Genomic DNA, 26,780 nt, shown 5'->3' with positions numbered 1-26,780 from the left:
ACACGACGACCGCCGGCTGCGGACTCCGCTCGCCACCCGCATCGCGGGCCGCCTACCCTCGATCCATGCCCGCATCCGGTACCCCGCTCTCCCGCCTCGGCTTCCTCACCATCGGCACCTTCGATCCGGCGGATCCCGCGGCCGGTCACGAGACCACGCTCCGCGTCATCGAGCGCGGCGAGCAGCTCGGCTTCGACAGCGCGTGGCTCCGGCACCGCCACCTCCAGCACGGGATCTCCTCCCCCGTCGCCGTGATGGCCGCCGCCTCCCAGCGCACGAGCCGCATCCAGCTCGGCACGGCCGTCACGCCCATCGGCGCGGAGAACCCGTTCCGCCTCGCCGAGGACCTCGCGACGGTGGACCTCCTCACCGGCGGCCGCGTGCAGCCGGGCTTCTCGGTGGGCACGCCCATGCGGTTCGAGACCTACCGCGACGCGATCTACCCGGCGACCGCCGAGCTCGAGGACCTCGGCTACGACCGCCTCCTCCGCTTCCGCGACCTCGTACGCGGCGACACGGTCAGCCACGCCGCCGCGCGCGAGGGCCAGGAGGAGTACGCGTCCACCGTGCAGCCGCACGCCGCCGGGCTCGCCGAGCGGATCTGGTACGGGGCCGCGAGCACGCGCTCCGCGGTGTGGGCGGGCGAGAACTGCTTCCACCTGCTCACCTCCAGCGTGATCCAGGGCGAGCTGGGGAACGACTTCGGCGCGAACCAGCGCGCGCAGATCGACGCCTACCGCGCGGCCCATCCGGTAGGCGCCGCGGCACGCGTCTCGCAGGGCCTCGTCGTGATCCCCACCGACCGCGCGACGCCCGAGCAGGTCGCCCGCTACGAGGCGTACGCCGCCTCCCGCGCGCACCGCGTGGGCGTGCCGATGGGCCCGCGGAAGATGCTCTTCGCGGCGGACCTCGTGGGCACGTCCGAGGAGATCGCCGCGACCCTGCACGCCGACCCCGCGTTCCAGGCGGTCGACGAGGTCGCGTTCGCGCTGCCCTTCACCTTCGGGGAGGCCGACCTCGAGCAGATCCTCACCGACATCGCCGAGCGCCTCGGCCCGGCGCTCGGCTGGGCACCGGCCGCCTGACCCGGCGCACGCACGACGGCGCCCCTCCTGCCCGACCATGAGGGTCCGTGCGGGAGGGGCGTCGTCGTGATCCGGGACGGGATCAGTGCATGCTGATGGCCTCGGTCGACGCGCCCTCGCGGAAGCGCGAGAGCGGAACGCGCACCATCGAGAAGGCGATGGGCGACGCGAGCGCCACGCCGATCGCCGCCGCGAGGAACACCACGTGGTACCCGTCGACCTGCTGCTGCAGCGGGTTCGCGACGCCGTCGGTGACCGACGCGGTGACCGCCGAGGCGAACAGGGCGGTGAAGACGGCCGTGCCGATGGATCCGCCGATCTGCTGCGTGCCCGTGAGCGCCGCGCCCGCGACGCCCGCGTCGCGCGGCTCGATGCCGGAGAGCGCGACGTTCTGCATGGGCACGAACACGAACGCGAGCCCGATGCCGAGGAGGATCTGGCCGGGCAGCACCTGCACGACGTACGCGCCGTCGACGGTGATGCGGCTGAACCACAGCAGCCCCGCGGCCGCGAGGAGCGGGCCGATCGTCATGAGGACGCGCGGGCCGACCCGCGGCAGGAGCCGCGCGACCTGAGGCGCCGTGAGCATGATGGTCGCGGCCATCGGCAGCGACGCGAGGCCGGAGATCAGCGGCGACATGCCGAGCACGATCTGGAAGTGCAGCGTGAGGTAGAGCAGCCCGCCGAGGAGCGCCGCGCCCACCATCACCGAGGTGAGGTACGCGCCGCCGCGGGTGCGGTCGGCCACCACGCGGAGCGGCAGCAGCGGGTTCCGCGCCCGCGACTCCCACCACACGAAGGCGACCATGATCCCGACGCCGAGCGCGAGGAAGCCGATGGTGTCGGGCTCGCCCCAGCCGTTCTCCGCGCGGGAGAAGCCGTAGACGATGGATGCGAGGCCGAGGGTGACCAGGAGCGCGCCGGGCACGTCGTAGCTGCGGTCGCCGTCGGCGCGGCTCTCCTTCACGAGCGGGATGCCGGCGACGATCGCGACGATCGCGATGGGCACGTTGACGAGCAGGCACCAGTGCCAGCTGAGGTACTCGGTGAGCACGCCGCCGAGCAGCAGGCCGACGGCCGCGCCGGATCCGGCGATCGTGCCGTAGACCGCGAACGCCTTGACGCGGTCGGGGCCGGACGGGAACGTCACCGACAGCAGCGCGAGCGCGGCGGGCGCGAGGAGCGCCGCGAAGACGCCCTGCAGGCCGCGCGCGATGAGGAGCATCTCGCTCGAGACGGCGAACCCGCCGATCGCGCTGGCCGCCGCGAAGCCGACCATGCCGAGGAGGAAGGATCGCTTGCGGCCCCAGTAGTCGGCGATGCGGCCGCCGAGCAGGAGGAGCGAGCCGAACGCGAGCGCGTAGACGGTGACGACCCAGGTGCGGTCGGCGTCGGTCATGCCGAGGTCGCGCTGGGCGGCGGGCAGGGCGATGTTCACGATGGTGCCGTCGAGCACGACCATCAGCTGGGCGAGGGCGACGACGGCGAGGAGGATCCACTTGCTGCGGGCGGACGGCGCGGCCGGAGCGGCGGGGCCGGCGGGCGCGGCGGGGCCGGCGAGCGAGGCGGAGGACGTGGACGGCGGTGCGTTCTCAGGGGTGCGTGCGTGCGAGATCTGGTGCTCCTGGATGGTCGTGCGGCGCCCGGGCGGGCGAGGACGGTCCAATCTAGGGCGACGTCGTGGACGGAGTCAAACGAACCGGTTCGTTTGACATACGCTGTTCACATGGCAGAGACGACGGGGTCCGCGCGACCGACCGACGAGAAGCAGGACGACGTCCGGCACCGCATCCTCCTGGCCGCGCGCGAGGAGTTCGCCGCCCACGGGCTGGCGGGCGCGCGCGTCGACCGCATCGCCCGCTCGGGACGCGCGAGCAAGGAGCGGCTGTACGCGCACTTCACCGACAAGGAGTCGCTGTTCCACGCGGTGCTGAAGCTCAACGGCGTCGAGTTCTTCTCCGCCGTGACGCTGGATCCCGCCGACCTCCCCGGCTTCGTCGGCCAGCTCTTCGACCACGCCTACGAGCACCCGCAGCACCGCCGCATGCTCGCGTGGGCGCGGCTCGACGGGCTGGAGCTCGACGTGCCGCACAGCGCGACGTCGCCGTCGGCCAAGGTGCAGGCGGTCCGCCGCGGGCAGGAGGAGGGGCACATCGACCCGTCGTGGGATCCGCAGCGCCTCCTCACGATGCTGTTCGCGCTCGCGCAGGCGTGGGTGCAGTCGCCCTACCCGGCGATGCACGCGGACTCGCCCCGGGCGCGCGCCGCGGACCGGGCGGCCGTCGTCGAGGCGGCCCGGCGGATCACGGCGCCGGCCGCGCGCTGACGCTCCGCAGCTGACGACGGCGCCCGGCCCCTGGTCGTCACGCCATCCTGCGGATTCCCCGGATGAGGGAGACGCTTCCCAGGCCCCGCCCGTAGCGTGAACCCATGTCCGACACACTGACCCGCGAGTACGAGGCGGGCTCCAGCCACGCGCATCCGCTCCGTCGGTTCCTGCGCCGATGCCGGGCCTGGATCGAGCTGCACCCCAAGGCCCGCTGGCTCTACCGGATCCTCGTGGGTCTCCTCGGCGTCGCCATCGTCCTCGTCGGCATCGTGCTCATCCCGCTGCCCGGACCCGGCTGGCTCATCGTCTTCCTCGGGATCGCCGCGCTCGGCACCGAGTTCCCCGCGGCCCACCGCGTGAACGTCTTCCTCAAGCGCCAGCTGCACCGCTTCTGGGACGCGTGGCGCCGCTGGCGCACCTCCCGCGCCGAGCGTCGCGCGGCCCGCACCACGCGCTGACCGGCCCCCATCTCCCCCTTCCGGTCGATCCGGCGGGCGCACCGCGCTCCGTAGGGTCGGGGCATGCCCTCCTCCACGCTCGTCCCCCGCATCGGGCCCGCCCGCCGTGCCCGCGCCATCGGACGGGAGGCGGCGCTGGTGCTGCTGTCGCTCGTGGTCGGCACGCTCTCGTTCGGCGCCATGCTGACGCTCGTGGACGAGGCAGGTGCCACCGGGATCCGGATCGAGCTGCTCCTCCTGCTCGACGCGGCCGCCGGGCTGCTCGGCATCGCGATCCTGCCGCTGCGTCGCCGGGCGCCCCTCGCGGTCGCCGTCGCGCTCGGGATCGTCGCGGCCGTGTCGAGCCTCGGGCTCCTCGCCTCGGCCGTCGCCATCGTGTCGCTCGCGATCCGCCGCCGGCCGAAGGAGATCGCCATCGCCGCCGCCGTCTGGATCGCGGCCGTCGGCACGTGGGAGCTCGCCGGCCTCTCCTACCTGCCGGTGACGCCGGAGGAGCTGCCGCTCACGGCCGCGCTGATCCTCGTGGTGCTCGGTCTCCTCATCCTCCTCGGGCTCTACCTCGGCGGCCGCCGCGAGCTGCTGGCGTCGCTCCGGGAGCGCGCCCGGCTCGCGGAGGAGGAGCAGGTCCTCCGATCCGCGCAGGCGGCGGATCACGAGCGCACCCGGATCGCCCGGGAGATGCACGACGTGCTCGCCCACCGGCTCTCACTGGTCGCCCTGCACGCGGGGGCGCTGGAGTACCGCGACGACCTCGACGCGGCCGAGGTCCGGGCCACCGCGGGCGTCGTGCGCGACAACGCCCGCACCGCGCTCACCGAGCTGCGCGGCGTGCTGGGGGTGCTGCGCGATCCGTCGGGAGCGCCCGCCACGGTGCCCCCGCAGCCGACGCTCGCCGACCTCGCGGCGCTCCTCGACGAGGCCCGCGCCCTCGGCGTCGAGGTGCACGCGGACGTCGACCCCGGCACCCGGGACGACCTGCCTCTGCTGTCCGCGACCACCTCCCGGCATGCCTACCGCACCATCCAGGAGTGCCTGACGAACGCGCGGCGGCATGCGCCGGGCGCGCCGGTCGAGGTGTCGCTCGGAGGGCGGGCCGGCGGACGCTTGCGCATCGTCGTGCAGAACCCCGCCCCCGAGGCCCCCGTCCCGCCCGGCGGGCACGGCCTCGCCGGGATCGCCGAGCGCGCCCACGCCGTGGACGGCACGCTCGACGTCTCCCGACGCGACGGCCAGCACGTCGTCGAGGTGGTGCTCCCGTGGACGGCGTGAGCGCCCCGGACCCGCGGGCGGCGGGCACGGATCTGCCGGGCGTCGTGCCCGCGGGCGGCCCGCCGATCCGCGTCGTGATCGTCGACGACGACGCGCTCGTCCGCGCGGGCCTCGCGATGCTGCTGGGCGGCGGGCACGGGCTCGAGGTGGTGGGCGAGGCGGCCGACGGGCTCGCGGCCGGAGCCGTGATCGCGCGCACCGCGCCCGACGTCGTGCTGATGGACATCCGCATGCCGGTCTGCGACGGGATCACCGCGACCGCCCGCGAGGTCGCCCGCCGCCCCGACCTGCCGGTCATCGTCCTCACGACCTTCGACGCCGACGAGCTCGTGCTCGGGGCGCTCCGGGCGGGTGCGCGCGGCTTCCTGCTCAAGGACACGCCGCCGGTGGAGCTCGTCCAGGCGGTGCGGCAGGTGGCTGCGGGCCGCTCGATCCTCTCGCCGTCCGTGCTCGACACCGTGATCGGCGTCGCCGCGCAGCGCGACCGCGCGGACCGCACGGCCGAGCGGGAGCGCTTCGAGACGCTCACGGAGCGCGAGCAGGAGGTGGCGCTCGCCATCGCGCGCGGCTGGTCGAACGCGCGCATCGCCGCCGACCTGTTCCTCGGCGTCGCGACCGTGAAGACCCACGTGGGGCACGTGCTCGACAAGCTCGGCCTCGAGGGCCGCGTGCAGGTCGCCGTGCTCGTGCACGAGGCCGGGCTCGCTCCCTCGGAGTGAGCCCGGCCTCGGGCGATGCCGGCCGCAGCCGGTCAGGCGATGCGGATCAGCTCGCGAGCGCCGGGTAGTCCGTGTAGCCCTCGGCGCCGGGGCCGTAGAACGTGGCCGGGTTCGGCTCGTTCGTCTCGAGCCCCTGCTCCCAGCGCTCGACGAGGTCGGGGTTGGCGATGACCATGCGGCCGACGGCCACGACGTCGGCCGTGCCCTCCTCGACAAGCTGGATCGCCTCGTCGCGCTCGGTCTGCACGCCGAAGCCGCTGTTGATCATGAGCGGGCCGCCGAACGTCTTGCGCAGGCCCTGCACGAGCTCGCCCGCGGGCTCCGCGTGCAGGATGCTCACGTAGGCGAGGCCGAGCGGCGCGATGCCGGACAGCAGCGCCTCGTAGGTGGCGCGCGTCTCGTCGGCGTCCTCCTCGAGCACGTCCTGGATGTTGTGCGACGGCGAGATGCGGATGCCGACGCGCTCGGCGCCGATCTCGCGGGAGACCGCGTGGGCCACGTCGATGCCGAGCTTCGCGCGGTTCTCGGGCGATCCGCCGTACGAATCCGTGCGCACGTTGGAGACGGGCGAGAGGAACTCGTGCAGCAGGTAGCCGTTGGCGGAGTGGATCTCGACTCCGTCGAACCCGGCGTCGACCGCGTTGCGCGCGGCGACCGTCAGCTCGTCGACGATGAGCGGGACCTCGTCGGTCTCCGGCTCGCTCGGCACGGGGTACGGCGCCTTGCCGGTGGGCGTGTGCACCTCGCCCTGGATCGCGATGGCGCTCGGCGCGAGCAGCGGCAGGCCGCCCGTGATCTCCTCGTGCGAGACGCGGCCGCCGTGCATGAGCTGCATGACGATGCGGCCGCCGGCCTCGTGCACCGCGTCGGTGACCCGACGCCAGCCGGCGATCTGCTCGTCCGTGACGATGCCGGGCTGGCCCGGGTACGCCTTGCTGCGCTCGCTCGTGAACACGCCCTCGGAGACGATGAGGCCGGTGGACGCGCGCTGGCGGTAGTACTCGACGACGATGTCGCCGGGCACGCCGTGCTCGTCGGAGCGCATGCGGGTCAGGGGCGCCATGGCGACGCGGTTGGGGAGCTCGAGGGCGCCGAGGGCGACGGGGGAGAACAGCTTCACGTGGTGGATCCTTCGTCTCGCGGGTGGCCGGCGCGCACCGCGACGGATCACGTCGGGGAGGGCGGCGGGGCCAGCGGCCCGTGCGGACCGCGCTGGGGCAACCCGATCCACCGGGGGTCGCATTCCGCGGCCGATCCTTCTCCCAGGCCCTCGTCAGGCTCGAGGCGCCCCGGGCGCGTCCGTCCGCTCCGCGTCAGTACGAGGGGAGCGCCTCCGTGCGGCGAGCGAGCACCACGTCGTCCGCGGCGAGGTCGTGCCAGCCCCGCAGCAGGTGCCGCGAGTCCCAGCCGACGGACGCGTACGGCAGCCAGACCGTGAACAGCCAGCCGAGGACGAACCCGTTCTGCACCACGCCGCGGAGGAGGGCCCGGCCGAAGCCGAGCGTGCCGGGCTCGGAGAAGCGCTGGACGCGGATCCCGACCATCGCCTTGCCGGGCGTCGTGCCCTTCCAGCCGAGCCACCACGTGGCGATGAGCAGGTACGCGACCATGCTGATGAGGAAGCCGAGCATGGCGCCGCCGAAGTAGGAGTCCATCATGTCGTCGGCGGCCTCGCCGAACAGCTGCAGGTCGTCGATCCGCTGCCGCGCCATGCCCTGCAGCGGGACGATGAAGGCCCCAGCCGAGAGCCCGCCGACGAGCCCGAAGACGACCTGGTCGAGGATCCGGCCGGCCGCCCGGCGACCGACGCCCGCGAGGCGCCAGGCGGTATCGATGTGCGGGGGCAGCGGGCGCTGCGCGTGCGGCAGCAGGACCATGCCGTAGCCGGGCGGCGGCACGGCACCCCCATACCCGCCGGGGTACGGGCCGCCGGAGTACGGGCTCCCGGAGTACGGGCTGCCGGGGTAGGAGGCGGGTGAATAGGGCTGGGGCGCGTACGGCCCGGCCGCATACGCCGGCTGCGCCTCCGCGTCGGCCCCTGCCCTCGCCTGCCCGTCGCCCGCGTCCGGCCGGCGGTCGTCGTGCGCGTCGCTCATCGCGTCTCCCCTGGATCGCTGCGCCCCGCGGCGCGGATCCAGCGTATCCAGCAGGTGGGGGAACCACGACCGGGAGGGCCCGGCACCCTCGCGGATGCCGGGCCCTCCCGGTCGTGCTGGTGACGCTGGCGTCAGCCCTGGATCTCCCCGCGGGAGACGGCCTCGGCGTACTTGCGGAGGTCCGGCCCCGGCTCGAAGTCGATGAACCGGCCCTTGAGCTGCTCGAAGAGGCGCTGGTACACGGTCTCCCAGTCCTCGCCCTCGAGCTCCTTCGCCGCGGTGAGCACGGCCTCCTGGAGCACGCGGTCGCTGTCCGTGAGGATCTTGTCGCGCGCCTCCTGGTTCCAGACGATCTCGGAGGTGTCCATGATCAGGCCTGGACGTCCCCGCGCCAGGCGCCGTCCTCGGCGCCGCGCTTCTCGATGAACTCCTTGAAGTTCTTGAGGTCGGCCTTGATGACGTGGTCGTCCACGCCGATCGCCGCGCCGACCTTCTCGACGAGGCCCTTCGCCTCCCAGTCCAGCTGGACGGTGACGCGGGTCTCGGTGTCGCTGAGCTTGTGGAACGTGACGACGCCGGCGTGGTCCTCATCGCCGCCCGTGGAGTTCCAGGCGACGCGCTCGTCGGGGTGCTGCTCGGTGATGTTGGCCTCGAACGTGCGCTCGATGCCGCCGATCTTGACCTTCCACTCGGTGAGCGTGTCGGTGACCTGCGTGATCGACTCCACGTAGCTGAGGAAGTTCGGGAACGACTCGAACTGGGTCCACTGGTTGTAGGCGGTGCTGACGGGGACGTTGACGTCGACGGTCTCGATTACTCGGGGCATTGCTTCTCCTCGTTCGGATTCGGTGCGTGGGGTCGGATCGTCGTGCGATCCGAGAGCCCGGGCGTCGATGTGGACACCGGCGCGGGCACGCCTTCGACGCTACGCCGGGGCCCCACCCGGCATCCGGCACCCGAGGAATGCACAGGGAACGTTCAAGCGCAGGTCACGCCTCGGCGGTGCGCGGCGGCTCGAGCATCCGCTGGACGACGGCGCGCGACCACTCCGCGTAGACGCGGGACGCCTGGGCCGCGTCCGGATCCCCCAGCGCCATGACGCTCTCTCCCGGGAACGGCACGGCGTCCACCGAGGCGCGGGACGCGACGATCTCTGCCGTCACGCGGTTGAGCAGCCGCGCGTGACGGGCGGCGACCGCGCGCCACGGCGAGGGGATCCCGACGCTCGTGTTGAGCGGCGGCACCTCGGGGATGAGCACGCGCGCGCCCTCCGGCAGCCCCCGCGTCAGGTCCTCGATGGCCGCGCACAGCAGCCTCCGCCAGGTGCGCTGCGGCGTGAGGCGGATGCTGTCGCCGACCCCCACCATGAGGAGCACGACGTCGACGCCCGCGAGGAGCGGCCGGTCGCGGACTGTGCCTGCGGCGGTGTGGATCGTGAGGTCCGAGAACGGGCGCGTGGCCCACTCGACGCCGCGGCCCGTGCGACGCGCGAGCTGCCGGGAGAAGTGGCCGGCCATGCCGAGCTCGTGCGACAGGACGCCCATGCCGACGGCCGTGGCCTCCCCGATGACGAGCACGCGGTGCGGGTCCTCGCCCGGCACGACGCCGGACGCCGCGTCACGCGGGAAGACCGTGCCCCGGAGGCCCGTGCGCAGGGCGACGTACTGCGCGAAGATCGCCGGTCGGGCCACGGCCTGCGCGACGCGCCGGATGCGCCCCGTCATGCGTCGCACCCCCCGGTCATCGACGCGCCCCGCGTGGCCGGCGGGTCAGACGCCGCGGTTGCGGAGGAAGGGCATGGGCGAGGTCGCGACGCCGCCCTGACGGATCTCGAAGTGGAGGTGGCAGCCGGTGCTGAGACCCGCGCTGCCGACCGCGCCGATCTGCTGGCCCGCCTGCACGGTCTGGCCCGTGCGGACCATCACGCCGTACGAGTACATGTGGCCGTACACGCTCGTGACGCCGCCGCCGTGGTTCAGGGTGATCGCGTTGCCGAAGCCGCTGGATCCGCCTGCGAACTGCACCGTGCCGGCCGCCGTCGCGTAGATGGGCGTGCCACAGCCCGCGCCGAAGTCGTCGCCCGCGTGCAGGCGCCAGTAGCCGAGGATCGGGTGCAGGCGCATGCCGTAGGACTGGTACGACCCGTAGCTGCGGATGGGCATCGTCCAGCCGGACGACGAGGGCTGGCCGCCCGACGACGGCGGGCGGGGTGCGTTGGCCGGCGGACGCGCGGCGGCGTTCGCGGCGGCGGCGGCAGCTGCGGCCGCGGCACGCGCGTCGGCCTGGCGGCGGGCCTCGGCGGCGGCCTCCTCCTGGCGCTTCCGCTCGCCGATCGCGAAGCCCTCCTCGACGGAGATGCGGGAGTCGCGGAGCGTGGTGAGCTGCGCCTGGAGCTCCGAGCTGCGGGCCTCCTGCTCGGCGAGCGCCTGATCCGCGCGCGCCTGCGCCGCGGACGCCTCCTGCAGCTTGGCCTCGGCGTCGGCGGCGAGGACGGCGAGCGCCTCCTTCGCGACGGACGCCTGCTTGCCGAGCGACGCGGCCGTGCGGGCCGACGTGACGGCGGCGGTGAACGCGGTGTCCTGCCGGTCGGCGAGCTTGGTCGCCGTGCCCATGCGGGCGAGGAGGGCGTCCGCGTCCTCGCCGCCGCTCGTGAAGAGGCGGAGGGAGACGTCGCCGCCACCGCCGCTGCGGGCGAGCTGGGCGACGAGCTGGCCGACCTGGCGCTTCGCCTCGTCCGCGTCGGCCTGCGCCCTCTCGGCCTTGGACTCGAGGGCCTGGAGCTCGCCGGTGGCCTCGTCGAGCGCATCCACCGCGGCGGCGTGCTCGTCGGCGCGCTGGAGGGCGAGGGCCGTGGCGGCCTCGACCTCGGCGGAGAGGCCGGAGATGAGGGAGGTGATGCGCGTGACCTGGTCGGCGGTGGCCTGCTCGCTCGACCGCGCGGCCTGCACCTCGGACCAGGTGGGGTACTCCTCCGCGGCCTGCGCGGACGGGACGCCGAGGCCGAGCAGGAGGGCGGATGCGGCGAGCGTCGCGGCCACTCGGAGGCGCGGCGCGGTCGCGTACCGCGGGCGCCGGTCGGCGGGGCGGGAGGTGCGTGCGGTGCGGGAGATGGCGGGCCTCGTCGAGGTCGGTGGAGCGCGGACCTTTCGACGGTAGCCGAAATAGGGCCGAACATCACCATCCCCTTCTATTTCCGCGGGTGAGGAGATCCGCTGGGCGATGACGGGCCGGCGCGGCGCCGACCCTAGGATCGGGCGGCAGGACGACCGGCGTCCGGTCGGGAGCGCGCATGACGGCCATCGAGGTGCCCGGCGGCCGGGCGCAGGCCCGCGGAGCCGGGGTCGCCACCGCCGTCGTCGGGTTCGCCGGCACGTCGGCCGTCGTGCTCACCGGCCTCACCGCTGTGGGGGCGTCGCCGTCCCAGGCCGCGTCCGGGCTGCTCGCGCTGTGCGTCACGCAGGGGCTCGGCACCGTGCTCCTCGCGCACCGCTTCCGCCGTCCGATCACGCTCTCCTGGTCGACGCCCGGGGCGGCGCTGCTCATCGGATCCGGCGCGGTCGAGGGCGGCTGGGCCGCCGCGGTGGGGGCGTTCCTCGTCTGCGGGATCCTCGTGCTCGCCACCGCGCTCTGGCCGCTGCTCGGCCGGCTCGTGCGCCTGATCCCGGCGAGCGTGGCCGCCGCGATGCTCGCGGGCGTCCTCCTCCCCCTCTGCGTCGCGACCGTGACGGCGGCGGTCGCCTCCCCGCTCGTCGTGCTGCCCGTGATCCTCGCCTGGCTCGCCGCCGCCCGTCTCGCCCCGCGCTGGGCGGCCCCGACCGCGCTGGCCGCCGCGCTCGTCGTGGTCGGGATCTCGCTCGCGGTCGCGGGGCCCGCACCCGGGGCGTCGCTCGACCTCGCGCACCTCGTGCCGCGGATCGAGCTGACGGCGCCCGTCTTCACGGTGGCGGCGGCGGTCGCGCTCGGGATCCCGCTCTTCGTCGTGACGATGGCGTCGCAGAACCTGCCGGGCGTCGCGGTGCTCGCGAGCTTCGGCTACGAGACGCCGTGGCGGGCCGCGATGACGACGACCGCGGCGGCCACGCTCGTGAGCGCGCCGTTCGGCGGGCACGCCGTGAACCTCGCCGCCCTGTCGGCCGCGCTCTCCGCGGCACCTTCCGCGCATCCGGATCCGGACGAGCGGTGGCGCGCCGCCAGCGCGGCCGGGTGGACCAACCTCGCGCTCGGGCTGGCGTCGGCGGCGCTCGCGGCCGTGATCGTCGCGGGTCCGGCGGGCGTCGTGGCGGCCGCCGCCGGGCTCGCGCTCGCGCCGTCGCTCGCGTCGAGCCTCGCGTCCGCGGTGCGGGATCCGGGGGCGCACCTGCCCGCGGTCGCGACGTTCGTGGTGGCGGCGTCCGGGATCACGGTCGGCGGGCTCGGCGCCGCGTTCTGCGCGCTGGTGGCCGGCGTCCTCGTGCACCTCGCGCTCCGGACGCGCGCGATGCCGCGTGACAGACTCGATCGACACGAGGAGCGCGACGCCGCATGAGCCACGACACCACCCCCGCATCGCCCGGAGCCGGAGCCGACGCCGCCGTCGCGCCCCGCGGCCCCGAGCTGCAGAGCACGACCTGGACGCTGGTGCTCGCGCTGAGCGCCGAGCAGGTCTCGGGCGACGGCACGAGATCCGCCCGCCTGGCCGAGGCGCAGGCCGCCTTCGAGCGCCTGCTGCCCGCCGACCACGTCGTCGTCCGCTGGACCCGCGAGGTCGGCCGGATGATGACCGAGGAGGCGCGCCTCTGGACCAGGTGGGAGCTGTTCACGCCGACGGTCGCGACTCCGCTGAAGCTCTGGTCGGAGGGCTACGTCGACGAGACCTGGTTCGCCGAGCGGCTGGAGGACGACCCGTTCGTGCCCGTCGTGATGAAGGCGCCCGAGGGCCAGGCGGGGGTCGGCGCGTGAAGGTCCTCGTCACCGGATCCCGCGGCAAGGTCGGCCGCGCCGCCGTCGAGGCGCTCGTCGCCGCCGGCCACGACGTCACGGGCGTCGACCTCGTCCGTCCCGTCTTCGACGCGGGCGTCGTGGTGCCGGGCCGGTACGTCATGGCCGACCTCACCGACGCCGGATCCGCGTTCGCGCTCGTCGCCGGCATGGACGCCGTCGTGCATGTCGCCGCGATCCCGCAGCCCACCGGCAACCCCGCGCACGTCGTGCTGCAGACCAACCTCATGTCGACCTTCAACATGATCGAGGCCGCCGTCCGCTTCGGCGTGCCGCGCTTCGTGAACATCTCGAGCGAGAGCATCGTCGGCAACTTCTTCCCGGAGCGGCCGTTCCTGCCCGACTACGCGCCCGTCGACGAGGAGCACCCGCTCCGCCCGCAGGATCCGTACGCCCTCTCCAAGGCCTTCGGCGAGCAGCTGATGGACGCGGCCGTGCGCCGCTCCGACATCCGCGTGATCTCGCTCCGCCCGAGCACCGTGCACAACGACGACAACTACGCGTCGAACCTCGGCAAGCAGGTGCGGGACGCGTCCGTGCTGACGGCGAACCTCTGGAGCTACATCGACGCGGACGACCTGGCCGACGCGATCGTGCTGTCGGTCACCTCCGACCTGCCTGGCCACGAGGTGTTCTACATCGCGGCCGCCGACAACGCGGGCGGCCACGACTTCGCCGCCGAGCTGCGCCGCCACTACGGCGACGCCATCGAGCTGCGGGCGATCGAGCGGGTCGACTCCTCGGGCATCTCGACCGCGAAGGCGCGCCGCCTGCTCGGCTGGGAGCCGAAGCGCAGCTGGCGCGACCACCTCGACGCGGAAGGGAACGCGCTGCCGCGCTAGGCGGATCCGCCCGCGCCATGCCCCGCTACGTCCGCCCCGCCATCGACGCGCCGCCCGCGATCGCCGACGACGGCGTGCCCTACGGATCGCGCTGGGACGCCGCCGAGGGCCCGCCCGAGGACGCGTACTCCCGGACCTCGCACCTCGAGCGGTTCGCGCCGCTGCACGCGGTGGCTGATGCGCTCGCCGCGCACCTCGCGGCGACGCACGACGTGACGACGACGGAGGGCGTGGACCCGGCCCTCGCGGATCCGCACCCCGACGCCGTTTGCTCCGTCCGGCTCGCGCCGCACGACGGGACCGGGCGGATCCTCACGCTCGAGTGGACGCCGTTCCCCGGCGTGCTGCTGCACAGCGGCCGGCGGATGGCCGAGGCGTTCCCGCCCTGCGGCTGCGACGCGTGCGACGACCGCTGGGAGGACCTCGCCGACTCCCTGGAGGAGGCGGTCCTCCGGGCCGCGGGCCAGCTGCCGCCGCCGCCGCCGCCGCCCGAGCCGTTCGGCGAGCTCGCCAGCTGATCCGCCGCGCGGCCGCGCGCGACCGACCCGGTCGCCGCTCCCCCGCGTCGGTACGCTCGCGAGGTGACCAGCCCCGGGGACCCCGCCGACCCCGCGGGCGCGCACCCGGGATCCGCCCCCGGCACCACCCCGGCCGGCGTCGAGGGCGCGGTCGTCGGCGCGACGGACGCCCACGGCGCCCGCACCACCGCCGCGGGCGCCGCCCTGCAGGTCGGCACGATCGTGAGCGTCAGCTACGGGTCGTCTCTCGCCGGGCTCGTGATCCCCGTCGTCGGCCCCGTCCTGGTGGTCGCCGCGCGGCAGGTGATGATGGCGGCGCTCGTGCTGCCGGTCGCGCGGCCGCGGATCCACCGCATGACGCGCGCCCAGCTCGTCCCCGCCGTGATGCTCGGCCTCGCGCTCTCGCTGATGAACCTCTCGTACTACGCGGCCGTCGACCGGCTGGGACTCGGCATCGCCGCGACCATCGAGTTCCTCGGGCCGCTGTCGATCGCGCTGCTCGCCTCGCGCCGGCTGCTCGACGCGGCGTGCGCGCTCGTGGCGGCCGCGGGCGTCGTCGTGCTCACGGGACTCGAGGGACGGATCGACCTGTTCGGCCTCGTCTGCGGCGCCACCGCGGCGGTCACCTGGGCCGGCTACATCGTCTTCACGCGCCGGGTCGCCGAGCGGCTGCCGGGCTTCCAGGGGATCGCGGTCGCCAGCATCGTGAGCCTCGTCGTGCTGGTGCCGTGGGCGCTGATCACGCTCGACGTCGCCGCGATCGACGGGCGGATCCTCGGCCTCCTCGTGGCGATCGGCCTGCTGTCGTCCGCCGTGCCGTACTCGCTCGACACCGTGATCCTCCGCCGCATCACCCCGCGCCTGTTCGCCGTGCTCACGAGCCTCAGCCCGGTCGTCGCGGCGATCCTCGGCGTGATCGTGCTGCGGGAGTCGCTGTCGCCGATCCAGCTCGGGGCGATCGTGGTGGTGTGCGTCGCCGCGGGCGTGGCCATCGCGACGCGCGCGCCCGCGGGACCCGCAGCGCCCCGCCGGTCGCGCGGCCCCCGGACGCGATCGCGCCCGGCCGCGTCGTAGGGCGGCCGGGCGCGGATCGGGTCAGCGCGGTGTCGGGGTCAGCGCGCCCCGAGCTCCGTCAGCACCTCGGCGAGCTGGCCGACGGCCCAGACGAGGTCCTCCTCCTCCACCACGATGGGCGGGGCGAGCCGGATCGTCGAGCCGTGCGTGTCCTTCGCGAGCACGCCGCGCTCGGCCAGCCGCTCGCAGACCGCGCGGCCCGTGGCGAGCGTCGGGTCGATGTCGATGCCGGCCCACAGCCCGCGGCCGCGCACCTCGAGGACGCCGTGGCCCACGAGATCCGCCAGCCGGGCGTGCAGCACGGCGCCGAGGCGACGCGCGCGCTCCTGCGGCTCGCCCGTCGCGAGCATGTCGACCACCGCGTGGCCCACGGCCGCGGCGAGCGGGTTGCCGCCGAACGTGGATCCGTGCTGCCCCGGCTGGATGACGCCGAGCACGTCCGCGTCGCCGACCACCGCGGAGACGGGCACGATGCCGCCGCCGAGCGCCTTGCCGAGCAGGTACAGGTCGGGCACCACGTCGGAGTTGTCGCACTCGAAGGTCGCGCCCGTGCGGCCGAGGCCGGACTGGATCTCGTCCGCGATCATCAGCACCCGCTCGCGCGTGCAGATCCGGCGCACGTCGGCGAGGTAGCCCGCGGGCGGCACGACGATGCCGGCCTCGCCCTGGATCGGCTCGACGAGCACCGCGACGGTGTCCGCGTCGATCGCGGCCTCGAGCGCCGCCGCGTCGCCGTACGGCACGGTGACGAAGCCGGGCGTGAACGGCCCGAAGTCGGCGCGCGCCTCCTCGTCGTCGCTGAAGCTCACGATGGTGGTGGTGCGGCCGTGGAAGTTGCCGGCCATCACGATGATCTTCGCGCGGCCCGCGGCCACGCCCTTCACCCGGTAGCCCCAGGCGCGCGCGACCTTGATCCCGGACTCCACGGCCTCCGCGCCCGTGTTCATCGGCAGGACCATGTCCTTGCCCGCGAGCTCGGCGAGCGCCGTGACGAACGGGCCCAGCTTGTCGTTGTGGAACGCGCGGCTGGTGAGCGTGATCCGCCCGAGCTGCTCGGTCGCGACCCGCACGAGGTCGGGGTGCGAGTGCCCGAAGTTCACGGCCGAGTACGCGGCGAGGCAGTCGAGGAGGCGCCGGCCGTCGAGGTCGGTGACCCACGCGCCCTCGCCGGACGCGACCACGACGGGGAGCGGGTGGTAGTTGTGCGCGGCGTGCGCCTCCTCGGCGTGGATCGCGAGGGCGCCGGCGTCGGATGCGGCGGGGCGGTCGATGGTGTCGGTCATGGCGGGCCTACTTCCGCAGCTCGAGCGTGCAGCACTTCACGCCGCCGCCGCCGAGCAGCAGCTCGGACAGGTCGACGCCGATGGGGTTGTAGCCGCGCTCCCGCAGCGACGCCTCGAAGCCGACGGCCTTCTCCGCGATGACCACGTTGTAGCCGTCGCTGTAGGAGTTGAGGCCGAGGATCGAGGCGTCCTGCTCGCTGACCTCGACCGCGTCGGGGAAGCGGCGCTCGATCTCGTCGAGGCTGTCGGCGTCGAACGCGCTCGGCAGGTAGGCGATGTTGGTGTCGTCGAGCACGGCGACCGCGGTGTCCAGGTGGTAGAACGACGGGTTCACGAGGCGGAGGGTCACGACCTCGCGGTCGAAGATCCGGGACACCTCGGCGTGGCTGGTGCTGTCGCTGCGGAAGCCTGTGCCCGCGAGGATCGTGTCGCCGACGAGGAGGATGTCGCCCTCGCCCTCGTTGACCTGCTCGGGCACGCGCACGTCGAAGCCGGCCTCGCGGAACCAGTCCATGTACGCGGGGCCCTCGGGCTGGCGCTCCGCGTGCTGGAAGGCGGCGCCGTAGGCGATGCCGTCGAGCGTGAATCCGCCGTTGGCCGCGTAGACCATGTCGGGCAGCCCGGCGATCCCGTCGATGAGGTCGACCTGGAAGCCGAGGCCCACGTAGGTGTCGTAGAGGGTCTGCCACTGGCGCACCGCGAGCGACGTGTCGGTCGGGACGGCGGGATCCATCCACGGGTTGATCTTGTAGACCACGTCGAAGTGGTCGGGCCGGCACATGAGCACGCGCCTCGAGACGGGCGTGCGGCCGGCGGACGTGTCCGCGGATCGGGAGAGGGTGGAGGGCATGGTGCTCCTGCTTCGTGCGGCGCGCCGGGTGGCGCGGTCGTGGAGGCGGACGATGTCCCAGAGCCCCGAGGGGACGCCTTCCGGACAGCCTGGCAGGCGCATCGCGCCCGTTCGAGAGGGTGCGACGCGGATTCCGCGCGTGGGGGCCCCGTCCCACGCACGATCCCGCCATAGGCTCGGAGCATGGACAACCTGGACCACCGGATCATCGACCTCCTCCGCCAGAACGGGCGGGCCGGCTACGGCGACATCGGCGGGACGGTGGGCCTCTCGGCCAGCGCGGTGAAGCGGCGGGTCGACCGGCTGGTGGCCGACGGCGTGATCCGCGGCTTCACCATCCAGGTCGACCCCGCGGTCGACGGCCTCAGCACCGAGGCCTACGTGGAGCTGTTCTGCCGCGGGACGGTCGCGCCCGACGAGCTGCGCCGGATCCTCCAGGGCGTCCCCGAGGTCGTCGACGCGGGCACCGTCACGGGCGACGCGGACGCCATCGTCCGGATCCGCTCCCGCGACATCCCGAGCCTCGAGGACGCCCTCGAGAAGGTGCGCCTCGCCCCGAACGTCGACCACACGCGCAGCGCGATCGTGCTGTCGCGGCTGGTGAACCGGACGCTCGAGTAGCGGCGGGCGCTAGGAGAACAGCGCCACCAGGATCACGACGTAGATGACGACGAAGAGCGCCGGGATCACGTAGCGGATCAGGTTCGTGAGGCCCTCGGCGGCGATGACCGTGCGGGCCGCGTGCGAGGTCGCGCCCGCGTCGCGGAGGTCGCGGGCGATCGCGATGGCCTGCGAGTTGACGGAGAACTGCACGGCGGATCCGAGCGCTCCCGTCGCGAGGAGGATGAGCGCGGCCGCGAGGCGCGTGCCGAGGTCGGCGTCGGCGAGGCCCGTGCGGAGCAGGACCACCGTGGACGTGAGCAGGAAGATCGGGCCCAGCTGGCTCGTGATCATCTGCTTGCGGGCGCGCGACCACATCGTGATCAGCTCGAGCTCGGACATGCGGATCCTCCCGTCGGCGGCCGATGCGCCGCCCTCCCATCCTCCCCCGCCGCGGGCCTCGGCAGCGCCCGCCGCCGTGCATGTCGCGCCCGCCGGCCTCCCCCGCCTCGATAGCCTCGACGGATGGATCCCGCGCCCGGCTACCGCATCGACACGGGCTCCGGCGTCCCTCCCTTCGAGCAGATCCGCGCGGAGGTCGCGCGCCGGGCGTCCGAGGGCGAGCTGCCGGTCGGCGCGCGGCTGCCGACGGTGCGGGCGCTCGCCGAGCAGACCGGCGTCGCGGTCAACACGGTGGCCCGCGCGTACAAGGAGCTCGAGGCCGACGGCGTGATCGAGACGCGCGGCCGCGCCGGGTCCTTCGTCGCCGCGCAGGACGACGTGCCCTCCGCTCTGCGGGCGGCGGCCGTCGCCTACGCGCAGCTCGCGGGACGGCTCGGCGTCGCCGACCCGGAGGCCCGCCGCCTCGTCGACGAGGCGCTCGCGGCCGGATGACGGATCCGTCGGGCGGGGCGGCGACGCCGGGTCGCGGCGAATCCACCTCCCGTTCACCCGGAGGCCCGACAGTGCACACGCCGCACGATCCGAACGGAGACCACATGCCCGAGTCCTCCCCGGAGGCGGCGACGCCGCACGACGACGCCCAGCCCGCGAGCGCTCCCGCCGTGTCCATCGGCACCGCCCAGGCCCACGCCGACGACGCCCAGCGCGTGCTGGATCGGGCCGACGCCGTCACTCCCCCGCGCACGCTCGTCGACGTGCTCCGCGCGACGGTCGCCGCGCACCCCGACGCGTCCGCCATCGAGGACGGCGACGGCGCGCTCAGCTACCGCGAGCTCATGGCGCGCGTCGTGCAGGTCGCCGCATCGCTGCGGGACGCGGGCGTCGGCAAGGGCGACCGGGTCGGGATCCGCATGCCGTCGGGATCCCGCGACCTCTACGTCACCGTGCTCGGCGTGCTCGCGGCCGGCGCCGCCTACGTGCCGGTGGACGCCGACGACCCCGACGAGCGCGCGCGGCTCGTGTTCGGCGAGGCGCGCGTCGCGGGCGTCGTGACCGGCACGGGCGAGTTCACGCCGCGCGCCGCGGACACCGGGTCGGCGGGCGACGCCGACGCCGACGCCGCGGCCGCCGAAGCCCTCCGCATCCTCCCCGCCGCCGCCGCGCACGCCTCCACTTCCGCGCTCCCCCTCGTCGCGCCGCCCGCGCCGGAGGACGACGCGTGGATCATCTTCACCTCCGGATCCACCGGCACCCCCAAGGGCGTCGCCGTCTCGCACCGCTCGGCCGCGGCCTTCGTCGACGCGGAGGCGCGCCTCTTCCTCCGCGAGGAGCCGATCGGCCCCGGCGACCGCGTGCTCGCCGGCCTCTCGGTCGCGTTCGACGCCAGCTGCGAGGAGATGTGGCTCGCCTGGCGCCACGGCGCGTGCCTCGTGCCGGCGCCGCGCAGCCTGGTGCGCAGCGGCATGGACCTCGGGCCCTGGCTCACGACGCACGGCGTGACGATCGTCTCGACCGTGCCGACGCTCGCGGCGCTGTGGCCCGCGGAGTCGCTCGAGAACGTGCGGCTGCTCATCTTCGGCGGCGAGGCCTGCCCGCCCGAGCTCGGCCAGCGGCTCGCCACCGACGGGCGCGAGGTGTGGAACACGTACGGCCCCACCGAGGCGACCGTCGTCGCGTGCGCCGCCCCGCTCGGCGGCCCCGGTCCCGTGCGCATCGGCCTGCCGCTCGACGGATGGGACCTCGCGGTCGTCGATCCCGAGGGCGCGCGCGTGCCCGAGGGCGGCGTGGGCGAGCTGATCATCGGCGGCGTCGGGCTCGCCCGCTACCTGGATCCCGCCAAGGACGCCGAGAAGTACGCCCCGTTCCCCGCGCTCGGCTGGGACCGCGCCTACCGCTCGGGCGACCTCGTGCGATTCGAGGCCGAGGGGCTCGTCTTCCAGGGCCGCGCCGACGACCAGGTGAAGGTCGGCGGCCGCCGCATCGAGCTGGGCGAGATCGAGGCGGCGCTGCAGGACCTCGACGACGTGCAGGGCGCGGCCGTCGCCGTGCAGACCACGGGCGCGGGCAACCAGGTGCTCGTCGGCTACCTCGTGCCCCGGGATCCCGCCGCCTTCTCCCGCCAGGACGCCGTGCAGCGCCTCCGCGTCGCGCTGCCCGCCGCGCTCGTGCCGCTCATCGGCGTGGTCGAGTCGCTGCCGACGCGCACGTCCGGCAAGGTCGACAAGGCCGCGCTGCCCTGGCCGCTGCCGGGCGCCGCGGGCGACGACGGCGCCGACCTCGACGCCGAGCTGCGCCCGCTCGCCGAGATGTGGTCGGCCGCGCTCGGCACGCCCGTCGCGAGCGCCGACGCCAACTTCTTCGACCTGGGCGGCGGATCCCTGTCGGCCGCGCAGCTCGTGGCCCGGATCCGCACCATCGACCCCGAGTTCACGGTCGCCGACGTCTACGCCCACCCGCGGCTCGGCGCCATGCACGCGGCCATCGTCGGGCGCGTGCCGCGGGCGGAGCGCAGCGGGCCGCAGGTGGACGTGACGCCGACGCCGCGCCGCACGCAGTGGATCCAGACGCTCCTCGGCGCGCCCCTGCTCGCCCTGCAGAGCCTCCGCTGGCTCGCGCTGCTGCTCACCGCGAGCACGCTGCTGCGGCCGCTCGGCGGGTTCGACGCGCTGCCGGACGTCTCGTGGTGGCTCCTCGTCCCCGGCCTCCTGCTCTTCACGACGCCGTTCGGCCGCATGGCGATCTCCGCGGTCGCCGCGCGCCTGCTCCTCCGCGGACTCGAGCCGGGCGACCACCCGCGCGGCGGGAAGTGGCACCTCCGCCTCTGGCTGGCCGAGCAGATCGCGCAGCAGATCGGCGCGGTCGGGCTCGCGGGCGCGCCGTGGATCACCTACTACGCCAGGGCGCTCGGCGCGCGCATCGCCGACGACGTCGACCTGCACACGCTGCCGCCCGTGACGGGCATGCTGCGCATCGGCCGGGGTGCGTCCGTCGAGCCCGAGGTCGATCTCTCCGGGTACTGGATCGACGGCGACACCGTGCGCGTCGGCGCGGTCCGCATCGGCGCCGGATCCACCGTCGGCACGCGCTCGACGCTCCTGCCGGGCACGCGCATCGGCAAGGGCGCGGAGATCGCGCCGGGCTCGGCCGTGTTCGGGCGCGTGCCGTCGGGCCAGCGCTGGGCCGGATCCCCCGCCGCGCGCGAGGGCAAGGCCCGCGTCTGGTGGCCCGACCACCGGCCGCCGCGCAACACGCGCTGGGTCACGGCGTACGGGGCCGCCTCCGTCGCGACCGCCCTCGTGCCGGTGGTCGGCTTCGTCGCGGGCGGCGGGATCCTCGCTGCGGCGATCCGCGGATCCGCCGACCTCGGCGACGTGTGGTGGCGCGGCCTCGGCGCGCTCGTGCCCGCCGTGCTCATGACAGGCCTCGTGCTCGCGCTCCTCGTCGTCGGATCCGTGCGCCTCCTCGGCCTCGGTGTCACGGAGGGCATCCACGCCGTGCGCAGCCGCGTCGGCTGGCAGCTCTGGACCACCGAGCGCCTGCTCGACCTCGCCCGCACCGTGCTCTTCCCGCTCTACGCGGGCCTCTTCACGCCCGTGTGGCTCCGCCTCCTCGGCGCCCGCGTCGGCAAGGACGTCGAGGCGTCGACCGTGCTGCTCATCCCGGCCATGACCACCATCCGCGACGGCGCCTTCCTCGCCGACGACACGCTCGTCGCCGGCTACGAGCTCGGAGGCGGGTGGATGCGCGTCGCGCGCGCCGAGATCGGCCAGCGCGCGTTCCTCGGCAACTCCGGCATGGCGGGGCCCGGCCACAAGGTGCCGAAGGACGGCCTCGTGGCGGTGCTCTCGGCGGCGCCCACGAAGTCGAAGGCCGGGTCCTCGTGGCTCGGCTCCCCGCCCGTCCGGCTCCGGCGAACGGTCGCCGCCGCCGACGACTCCCGCACGTTCCGGCCGCCGACACGGCTGCGCGTGGCCCGCATCCTCTGGGAGCTGCTCCGCGTCGTGCCCGTCTTCGTCACCTGCGCGATCGGCCTGGCCGTCCTCGTGACGCTCGCCGCGCTCACCGAGGCCTGGGGTCCGTTCGTCGCGTTCCTGCTCGGCGGCGTGGTGCTGCTGGTCGCCGGCGCGGTGGCGGCGGGCATCTCGACGGCGGCCAAGTGGATCCTCATCGGCCGCATCCGCGCCGAGGAGCACCCGCTGTGGTCGTCGTTCGTGTGGCGCAGCGAGGTGTCGGACGTCTTCACCGAGATGGTCGCCGCGCCCTGGTTCGCGTCGTCGGCTGCCGGCACGCCCGCGCTCGTCTGGTGGCTGCGGAGCCTCGGCGCGCGCATCGGATCCGGCGTCTGGTGCGACTCGCACTGGCTGCCCGAGGCGGACCTCGTGACGCTCGGCGACGCATCCACGATCAACCGCGGATGTGTCGTCCAGACGCATCTGTTCCATGATCGGATCATGAGCATGGACACCGTCACCCTCGACGCCGGTGCGACCCTCGGGCCGCACAGCGTCATCCTCCCCGCGGCGCGCATCGGCCCGCAGGCGACCGTGGGCCCCGCGAGCCTCGTGATGCGCGGGGAGCTCGTGCCCGAGGCCAGCCGCTGGAGCGGCAACCCGATCGGCCCGTGGCGCGAGGTGAAGACCGGCCGCTACCTGCCCGCGGACGCCGCGGCGGGATCCGCGAGCGCCACCGGGACCGCACCGGCCGACGGTCACACCGACGCCGACTCCGACGCCGCGCACGCGACCGCCGGGCACCGGTGAGGGCCGCGGCAGGTCCGTCCTCCGGCGACGCGTACACCCCCGAGGTCGGATCCACGGCCTTCCAGGTGGAGCGCTACGACCTCGACCTCGACTACCGCGTGGCGCGCAACCGGCTCAAGGCGCGCGCCGTCATCACCGCGGTCGCGCACGAGCCGCTCCCCCGCTTCGAGCTCGACCTCACGGGACTCCGCGCGGGCGACGTGCGCGTCGACGGCCGTCGCGAGACCCGGCACGTGCAGCGCGGCGGACGCCTCGTCGTCACGCCCGCCGCCCCGATCCCGGCGGGCACCGCCTTCACGGTCGACGTCGCGTACTCCGGCGAGCCCGGACCCCGCCGCACCGTGTGGGGCGACCTCGGCTGGGAGGAGCTCGGCGACGGCGTGCTCGTCGCGTCGCAGCCGAGCGGCGCGTCCACCTGGTTCCCCTGCAACGACCGGCCGGACGACCGGGCCGCGTTCCGGATCCGCGTCGCGTGCGAGGTCGACTACACCGTCATCGCGAGCGGCCGGCTCGTCTCCCGCGTCGAGCGCTCGGGCCGGGCGACCTGGACCTACGAGCAGGACGCGCCCACCGCGCCCTACCTCGCGACCGTGCAGATCGGCCGGTACGCCGAGCGGCGCGTGCCCGCCGGATCCACCGAGGCCGTCTTCGCGTACCCCAAGCCCCGCGAGGCCCGCGTGCTGCAGGACCTCGCACTCGTGCCCCGCATGATGGCGTTCTTCGAGACGCTGTTCGGGCCGTACCCGTTCGACGAGTACCGGGTGGTGGTCACGGACGACGAGCTCGAGATCCCCCTCGAGGCGCAGGCGATGGCCGTGCTCGGCTCCAACCACGCGGACGGCACCGGCGGATCCGAGCGGCTCGTCGCCCACGAGCTCGCGCACCAGTGGTTCGGCAACAGCGTGGGCCTCGCGTCGTGGCAGCACATCTGGCTCAACGAGGGCTTCGCCTGCTACGCCGAGTGGCTGTGGTCGGAGGAGTCCGGCGGGCCCACCGCGGACCAGCTCGCGCGCCAGCACCACGCGCGCCTCGACCGCTACGGCACGCAGATGGGCATCGGCGATCCCGGCCCCGAGTCGATGTTCGACGACGTCGTCTACAAGCGCGGCGCCCTCGCGGTGCACGCGCTGCGGCTGACGCTCGGCGACGCGGCGTGGCGGCAGCTGCTGCTGCGCTGGACGGATCCGGCGTGGACGGCCCCGCGCACCACGGCCGACCTCGTGGGCGCGGCCGGCGACGCGGGCGCGCTGCTGCGCGCGTGGCTCGCGGACGCGCCGCTGCCTGCGCTGCCGCGGGTGCGGCGGCGCTGAGGGGTCAGATGTCGGATCCAGGCCCGGCCGGGTCCCGGATCCGCGCATCGAGCTCGCCGAGACCGCGCCGCGCGACCGCGACGACGAGGTCGCTTCCGAGGTCCACGTCGACCAGCCGGTAGCGCGCGGGCTCGCCCTCGATCCCCGCGGTCATCCCGGTCGCGTCGCCCTCGACGCGGACCAGCGACGGATCCACGAGCAGCCCACGCCCGTCGGCCTTCAGCAACGCCTCGATCCGCACCCACTCGGCGAGCGTCGTCCCGGGTGGCGCCTCCCGGCCGCGCGGCTCGGCGTCGATGCCGATCGGCCCGTCGGCGCTCACCGCGACGACGACGAGGCCGCCCGCGTGCGCGACGCTCGCGTGCAGGCCGTCGAGCGCGCGGGATCCGCCGAGCACCGGCCGGCCGTGCTCGCCGCCGCACGTGGCGCAGCGCGCGCGGACCGTCACGTCCGCGGGATCCGCGCCCACGAGCTCCGCGGCGAGCGCCCGCAGCGCGTCCCGGCCGGCGGCGGTGCGGGCGGCGCGGTCGGCGGTCGCGGGCCCCGGCACCACCGCGACGTGCACGAGCGCGGGACCGGGGATCACGTGTCGACCCTAGGCGGCGGTCACACGGCCATGCGCACGAGCGCCACGGCGGCCGCCATCAGGGCCGCCGCGAGCAGCAGCGCCGACGGGCCGATCCACCACCAGCCCCGGCGGGCCCGCGTGCCCTCCACGACCGCGGCCACGGCGAGCAGGACGAGCCCCACCGCGACGCCGCCGCGCGCGGGGGACGTCGCGTCGTCGCCGGTCAGCGCCACGAGCCCCGACATCAGGAGGGCGCCGGCGAGCAGCAGCCAGCCGAGCACGTGGACGGCGTGCGCGATCCGGCTCCGCAGGTCGCACGGTCGCAGCGGCTTCGCGCCGCGCCAGCCGTCGGGGGCGCGCAGTCCGTCCACGATCGCCATGACCTCGTCGAGCTCGGCGGGCCGCTCGCCCGCGGGCAGCGCGAGGAAGCGCCCGAGGCGGTCGTCTGGCACACCGGACGACGCGATCAGGCGCGCCAGCAGCTCGCGCTCGCGCGCGGTGGTCCAGCCGGGCAGGGCGATCCCCCAGCGTCCGGCCTGGTCGGGCGCGCGCACCTCGCGGTACCAGGACGCGAGCAGAAGGCGCGCGACCGCGTCGCCCGGCTCCTTCCGCACGCGCGTCCGCAGCTCGACGATCGCGTCCCGCCGCCTGCCGCCGTCCCACAGCGCGCGGGCGCGGTCGACGGTCTCGGAGCGCTGCATCCGCCCAGGGTCGCGGATCCCCGTGGGCCGCGAGCGGATCATCCCCGGCACCCGAGACTCGGCCGTCGGGCTGGGGGCCCCGGTGTGCAGCTAGGCGATCCGCGCCAGGCCCCAGTAGGCGAAGACCAGCGACACGGCGACGACCAGGGCGATCGCCGTGATCCACCACGGGCCCCGACGCGGTCGCACGCCCACGGTGAGGACGGCGAGCTTCAGCAGGACGAGTGCGACGACCCCCGTCCAGCGCGCGACGCCGACCGTGTCTACGCCGAAGAGGGACAGGATCCCGGCGAGGAGCATCCCCAGGGCGAAGACCACCGCGGCCGCGACGCCCAGCACGATCGCCGACTCCCGGCGAAGGTCGGGCGCCGGGCCTGCCTCGCCGATCGGCGTCCCGATCCGGGCGTACCTCTCCCGATGCCCCGCCACGAGCGGGAGCAGCTCGGCCACGTGGTCCGGGAGCCCGGACCCGGGCAGGTCGAGGAACGTGGCAACGCCCTCGTCGCGGTGCCCGGACGTCGCGATCATGCGCGCCAGCCGGTCGCGCTCGATCGCCGTGGTCCAGCCCGGCGTCGCGATGCCCCAGCGACCCGCCTGGTCCGGCGCCCCGAGCTCCCTGTACCAGCCGGCGAGGACGAGGCGCGCGTCCGTCTCCCGGGCGTGGCTGCGGACGCGGTCCACGAGCGACGCGGTCGCCTCCCGGCGCCGACCCGCGTCCCACATCGCCCGGGCGCGGGCGATGGCCTCTGTCTCGCGCATGCGCTCATCGTGGCAGGTCGGCGAGGCCGACCGGGCTCAGCCGAGGTCGCGCGTAAGCGTCTCGTCTCTCCGTCGCCTCCCGGATGACGCGCACATCGCGCATGCGGAGCCGAGGCCGGGCGGTTTCTCCTGCTCGAGCCGCCCGACCTCCGAGGCCGCGAGCGCGCGGACCTCGATCGC

General features: G+C 74.9%; 27 protein-coding genes. 14 read left to right on the top strand and 13 right to left on the bottom strand.

Features of this window, described 5'->3' with window-relative positions:
- The first annotated feature begins 65 nt into the window (after nt 1–65).
- Complete coding sequence (locus NL142_RS03120; protein ID WP_435080925.1) at nt 66–1,085, top strand: LLM class flavin-dependent oxidoreductase; 1,020 nt, start codon at nt 66–68, stop codon at nt 1,083–1,085.
- Between the two features lie 82 nt (nt 1,086–1,167).
- Here the strand turns inward: NL142_RS03120 and NL142_RS03115 are convergent, their stop codons facing one another.
- Nucleotides 1,168–2,751, bottom strand: coding sequence for an MFS transporter (locus NL142_RS03115; RefSeq protein WP_435080924.1), 1,584 nt, complete (start codon nt 2,749–2,751; stop codon nt 1,168–1,170).
- 60 nt (nt 2,752–2,811) lie between these two features.
- Between NL142_RS03115 and NL142_RS03110 the strand changes: the two genes are divergently transcribed.
- The 4 genes from NL142_RS03110 to NL142_RS03095 all read left to right on the top strand — a co-directional run bounded on the left by NL142_RS03110 (nt 2,812) and on the right by NL142_RS03095 (nt 5,860).
- Nucleotides 2,812–3,411, top strand: coding sequence for a TetR/AcrR family transcriptional regulator (locus NL142_RS03110; protein ID WP_194683418.1), 600 nt, complete (start codon nt 2,812–2,814; stop codon nt 3,409–3,411).
- A 104-nt stretch (nt 3,412–3,515) separates the two neighbouring features.
- On the top strand, nt 3,516–3,872 hold the full coding sequence (locus tag NL142_RS03105; protein WP_435080923.1) for a TIGR02611 family protein: 357 nt from the start codon (nt 3,516–3,518) through the stop codon (nt 3,870–3,872).
- A gap of 63 nt (nt 3,873–3,935) precedes the next feature.
- The gene (locus NL142_RS03100) at nt 3,936–5,141 is read left to right on the top strand and encodes a sensor histidine kinase (protein WP_435080922.1); all 1,206 of its coding nucleotides are present in this window, start codon (nt 3,936–3,938) and stop codon (nt 5,139–5,141) included.
- The gene (locus NL142_RS03095) at nt 5,138–5,860 is read left to right on the top strand and encodes a response regulator (protein ID WP_435080921.1); all 723 of its coding nucleotides are present in this window, start codon (nt 5,138–5,140) and stop codon (nt 5,858–5,860) included. Before NL142_RS03100 ends, NL142_RS03095 begins: the two co-directional genes overlap by 4 nt.
- A gap of 46 nt (nt 5,861–5,906) precedes the next feature.
- On the opposite strand, the gene NL142_RS03090 is transcribed toward NL142_RS03095, so the two are convergent.
- From NL142_RS03090 to NL142_RS03065, 6 genes are all read right to left on the bottom strand, one after another.
- Entirely contained in the window at nt 5,907–6,980 is a 1,074-nt protein-coding gene (locus NL142_RS03090; RefSeq protein ID WP_435080920.1) for an alkene reductase, read from the bottom strand.
- Nucleotides 6,981–7,173: 193 nt separating this feature from the next.
- Nucleotides 7,174–7,956 carry an RDD family protein gene (locus NL142_RS03085; RefSeq protein ID WP_435080919.1) on the bottom strand — a complete coding sequence of 261 codons (783 nt, stop codon included), beginning with the start codon at nt 7,954–7,956 and terminating at the stop codon, nt 7,174–7,176.
- A 131-nt stretch (nt 7,957–8,087) separates the two neighbouring features.
- Nucleotides 8,088–8,324, bottom strand: a complete 237-nt coding sequence (locus NL142_RS03080) for a hypothetical protein (RefSeq protein WP_011931861.1) — start codon at nt 8,322–8,324, stop codon at nt 8,088–8,090.
- 2 nt (nt 8,325–8,326) lie between these two features.
- A complete protein-coding gene (locus NL142_RS03075; protein ID WP_011931860.1) occupies nt 8,327–8,782 on the bottom strand; it encodes an SRPBCC family protein in 456 nt (151 codons plus the stop codon).
- Between the two features lie 163 nt (nt 8,783–8,945).
- On the bottom strand, nt 8,946–9,680 hold the full coding sequence (locus tag NL142_RS03070; protein ID WP_435080918.1) for an SGNH/GDSL hydrolase family protein: 735 nt from the start codon (nt 9,678–9,680) through the stop codon (nt 8,946–8,948).
- Between the two features lie 45 nt (nt 9,681–9,725).
- On the bottom strand, nt 9,726–10,994 hold the full coding sequence (locus NL142_RS03065; protein WP_435080917.1) for a peptidoglycan DD-metalloendopeptidase family protein: 1,269 nt from the start codon (nt 10,992–10,994) through the stop codon (nt 9,726–9,728).
- A 251-nt stretch (nt 10,995–11,245) separates the two neighbouring features.
- Here NL142_RS03065 and NL142_RS03060 point away from each other — a divergent pair, with 251 nt between their 5' ends.
- The 5 genes from NL142_RS03060 to NL142_RS03040 all read left to right on the top strand — a co-directional run bounded on the left by NL142_RS03060 (nt 11,246) and on the right by NL142_RS03040 (nt 15,367).
- A complete protein-coding gene (locus NL142_RS03060; RefSeq protein ID WP_435080916.1) occupies nt 11,246–12,481 on the top strand; it encodes a benzoate/H(+) symporter BenE family transporter in 1,236 nt (411 codons plus the stop codon).
- Nucleotides 12,478–12,894: a hypothetical protein gene (locus tag NL142_RS03055; RefSeq protein ID WP_435080915.1), complete on the top strand. Its 417-nt coding sequence runs from the start codon at nt 12,478–12,480 to the stop codon at nt 12,892–12,894. Before NL142_RS03060 ends, NL142_RS03055 begins: the two co-directional genes overlap by 4 nt.
- Nucleotides 12,891–13,775 (top strand): NAD-dependent epimerase/dehydratase family protein, encoded by an 885-nt coding sequence (locus NL142_RS03050; protein ID WP_435080914.1) that lies wholly within the window; start codon nt 12,891–12,893, stop codon nt 13,773–13,775. The genes NL142_RS03055 and NL142_RS03050 overlap by 4 nt, the downstream gene beginning before the upstream one ends.
- A 17-nt stretch (nt 13,776–13,792) precedes the next feature.
- Nucleotides 13,793–14,293 (top strand): DUF6226 family protein, encoded by a 501-nt coding sequence (locus tag NL142_RS03045; RefSeq protein ID WP_435080913.1) that lies wholly within the window; start codon nt 13,793–13,795, stop codon nt 14,291–14,293.
- A 63-nt stretch (nt 14,294–14,356) separates the two neighbouring features.
- The gene (locus NL142_RS03040) at nt 14,357–15,367 is read left to right on the top strand and encodes an EamA family transporter (RefSeq protein WP_435080912.1); all 1,011 of its coding nucleotides are present in this window, start codon (nt 14,357–14,359) and stop codon (nt 15,365–15,367) included.
- Between the two features lie 38 nt (nt 15,368–15,405).
- On the opposite strand, the gene rocD is transcribed toward NL142_RS03040, so the two are convergent.
- Nucleotides 15,406–16,650 (bottom strand): ornithine--oxo-acid transaminase, encoded by a 1,245-nt coding sequence (gene rocD, locus NL142_RS03035; RefSeq protein ID WP_435080911.1) that lies wholly within the window; start codon nt 16,648–16,650, stop codon nt 15,406–15,408.
- Nucleotides 16,651–16,657: 7 nt separating this feature from the next.
- Nucleotides 16,658–17,500 carry a dimethylargininase gene (gene ddaH, locus NL142_RS03030; protein WP_435080910.1) on the bottom strand — a complete coding sequence of 281 codons (843 nt, stop codon included), beginning with the start codon at nt 17,498–17,500 and terminating at the stop codon, nt 16,658–16,660.
- 183 nt (nt 17,501–17,683) lie between these two features.
- Here ddaH and NL142_RS03025 point away from each other — a divergent pair, with 183 nt between their 5' ends.
- Entirely contained in the window at nt 17,684–18,121 is a 438-nt protein-coding gene (locus NL142_RS03025) for an Lrp/AsnC family transcriptional regulator (protein ID WP_011931848.1), read from the top strand.
- 9 nt (nt 18,122–18,130) lie between these two features.
- Here NL142_RS03025 and NL142_RS03020 read toward each other — a convergent pair whose 3' ends face one another.
- Nucleotides 18,131–18,502, bottom strand: coding sequence for a hypothetical protein (locus tag NL142_RS03020; RefSeq protein WP_194683431.1), 372 nt, complete (start codon nt 18,500–18,502; stop codon nt 18,131–18,133).
- Nucleotides 18,503–18,625: 123 nt separating this feature from the next.
- On the opposite strand from NL142_RS03020, the gene NL142_RS03015 reads away from it, so the two are divergent.
- From NL142_RS03015 to NL142_RS03005, 3 genes are all read left to right on the top strand, one after another.
- Nucleotides 18,626–18,994: a GntR family transcriptional regulator gene (locus NL142_RS03015; RefSeq protein ID WP_435080908.1), complete on the top strand. Its 369-nt coding sequence runs from the start codon at nt 18,626–18,628 to the stop codon at nt 18,992–18,994.
- Nucleotides 18,995–19,098: 104 nt separating this feature from the next.
- A complete protein-coding gene (locus NL142_RS03010; RefSeq protein ID WP_435080907.1) occupies nt 19,099–23,262 on the top strand; it encodes a Pls/PosA family non-ribosomal peptide synthetase in 4,164 nt (1,387 codons plus the stop codon).
- Complete coding sequence (locus NL142_RS03005; protein ID WP_194683434.1) at nt 23,259–24,572, top strand: M1 family metallopeptidase; 1,314 nt, start codon at nt 23,259–23,261, stop codon at nt 24,570–24,572. Before NL142_RS03010 ends, NL142_RS03005 begins: the two co-directional genes overlap by 4 nt.
- Nucleotides 24,573–24,576: 4 nt before the next feature.
- Here NL142_RS03005 and NL142_RS03000 read toward each other — a convergent pair whose 3' ends face one another.
- The 3 genes from NL142_RS03000 to NL142_RS02990 form a co-directional block, all read right to left on the bottom strand.
- The gene (locus NL142_RS03000) at nt 24,577–25,158 is read right to left on the bottom strand and encodes a 4'-phosphopantetheinyl transferase family protein (RefSeq protein ID WP_435080906.1); all 582 of its coding nucleotides are present in this window, start codon (nt 25,156–25,158) and stop codon (nt 24,577–24,579) included.
- Between the two features lie 20 nt (nt 25,159–25,178).
- On the bottom strand, nt 25,179–25,841 hold the full coding sequence (locus tag NL142_RS02995) for a hypothetical protein (protein ID WP_435080905.1): 663 nt from the start codon (nt 25,839–25,841) through the stop codon (nt 25,179–25,181).
- A gap of 90 nt (nt 25,842–25,931) precedes the next feature.
- Complete coding sequence (locus NL142_RS02990; RefSeq protein WP_435080904.1) at nt 25,932–26,600, bottom strand: hypothetical protein; 669 nt, start codon at nt 26,598–26,600, stop codon at nt 25,932–25,934.
- Nucleotides 26,601–26,780 lie beyond the last annotated feature (180 nt).

This window comes from Clavibacter quasicaliforniensis, assembly GCF_051201715.1.
Taxonomy (GTDB): domain Bacteria; phylum Actinomycetota; class Actinomycetes; order Actinomycetales; family Microbacteriaceae; genus Clavibacter; species Clavibacter seminis.
This window is presented reverse-complemented; position numbering and strand designations above follow the sequence as displayed.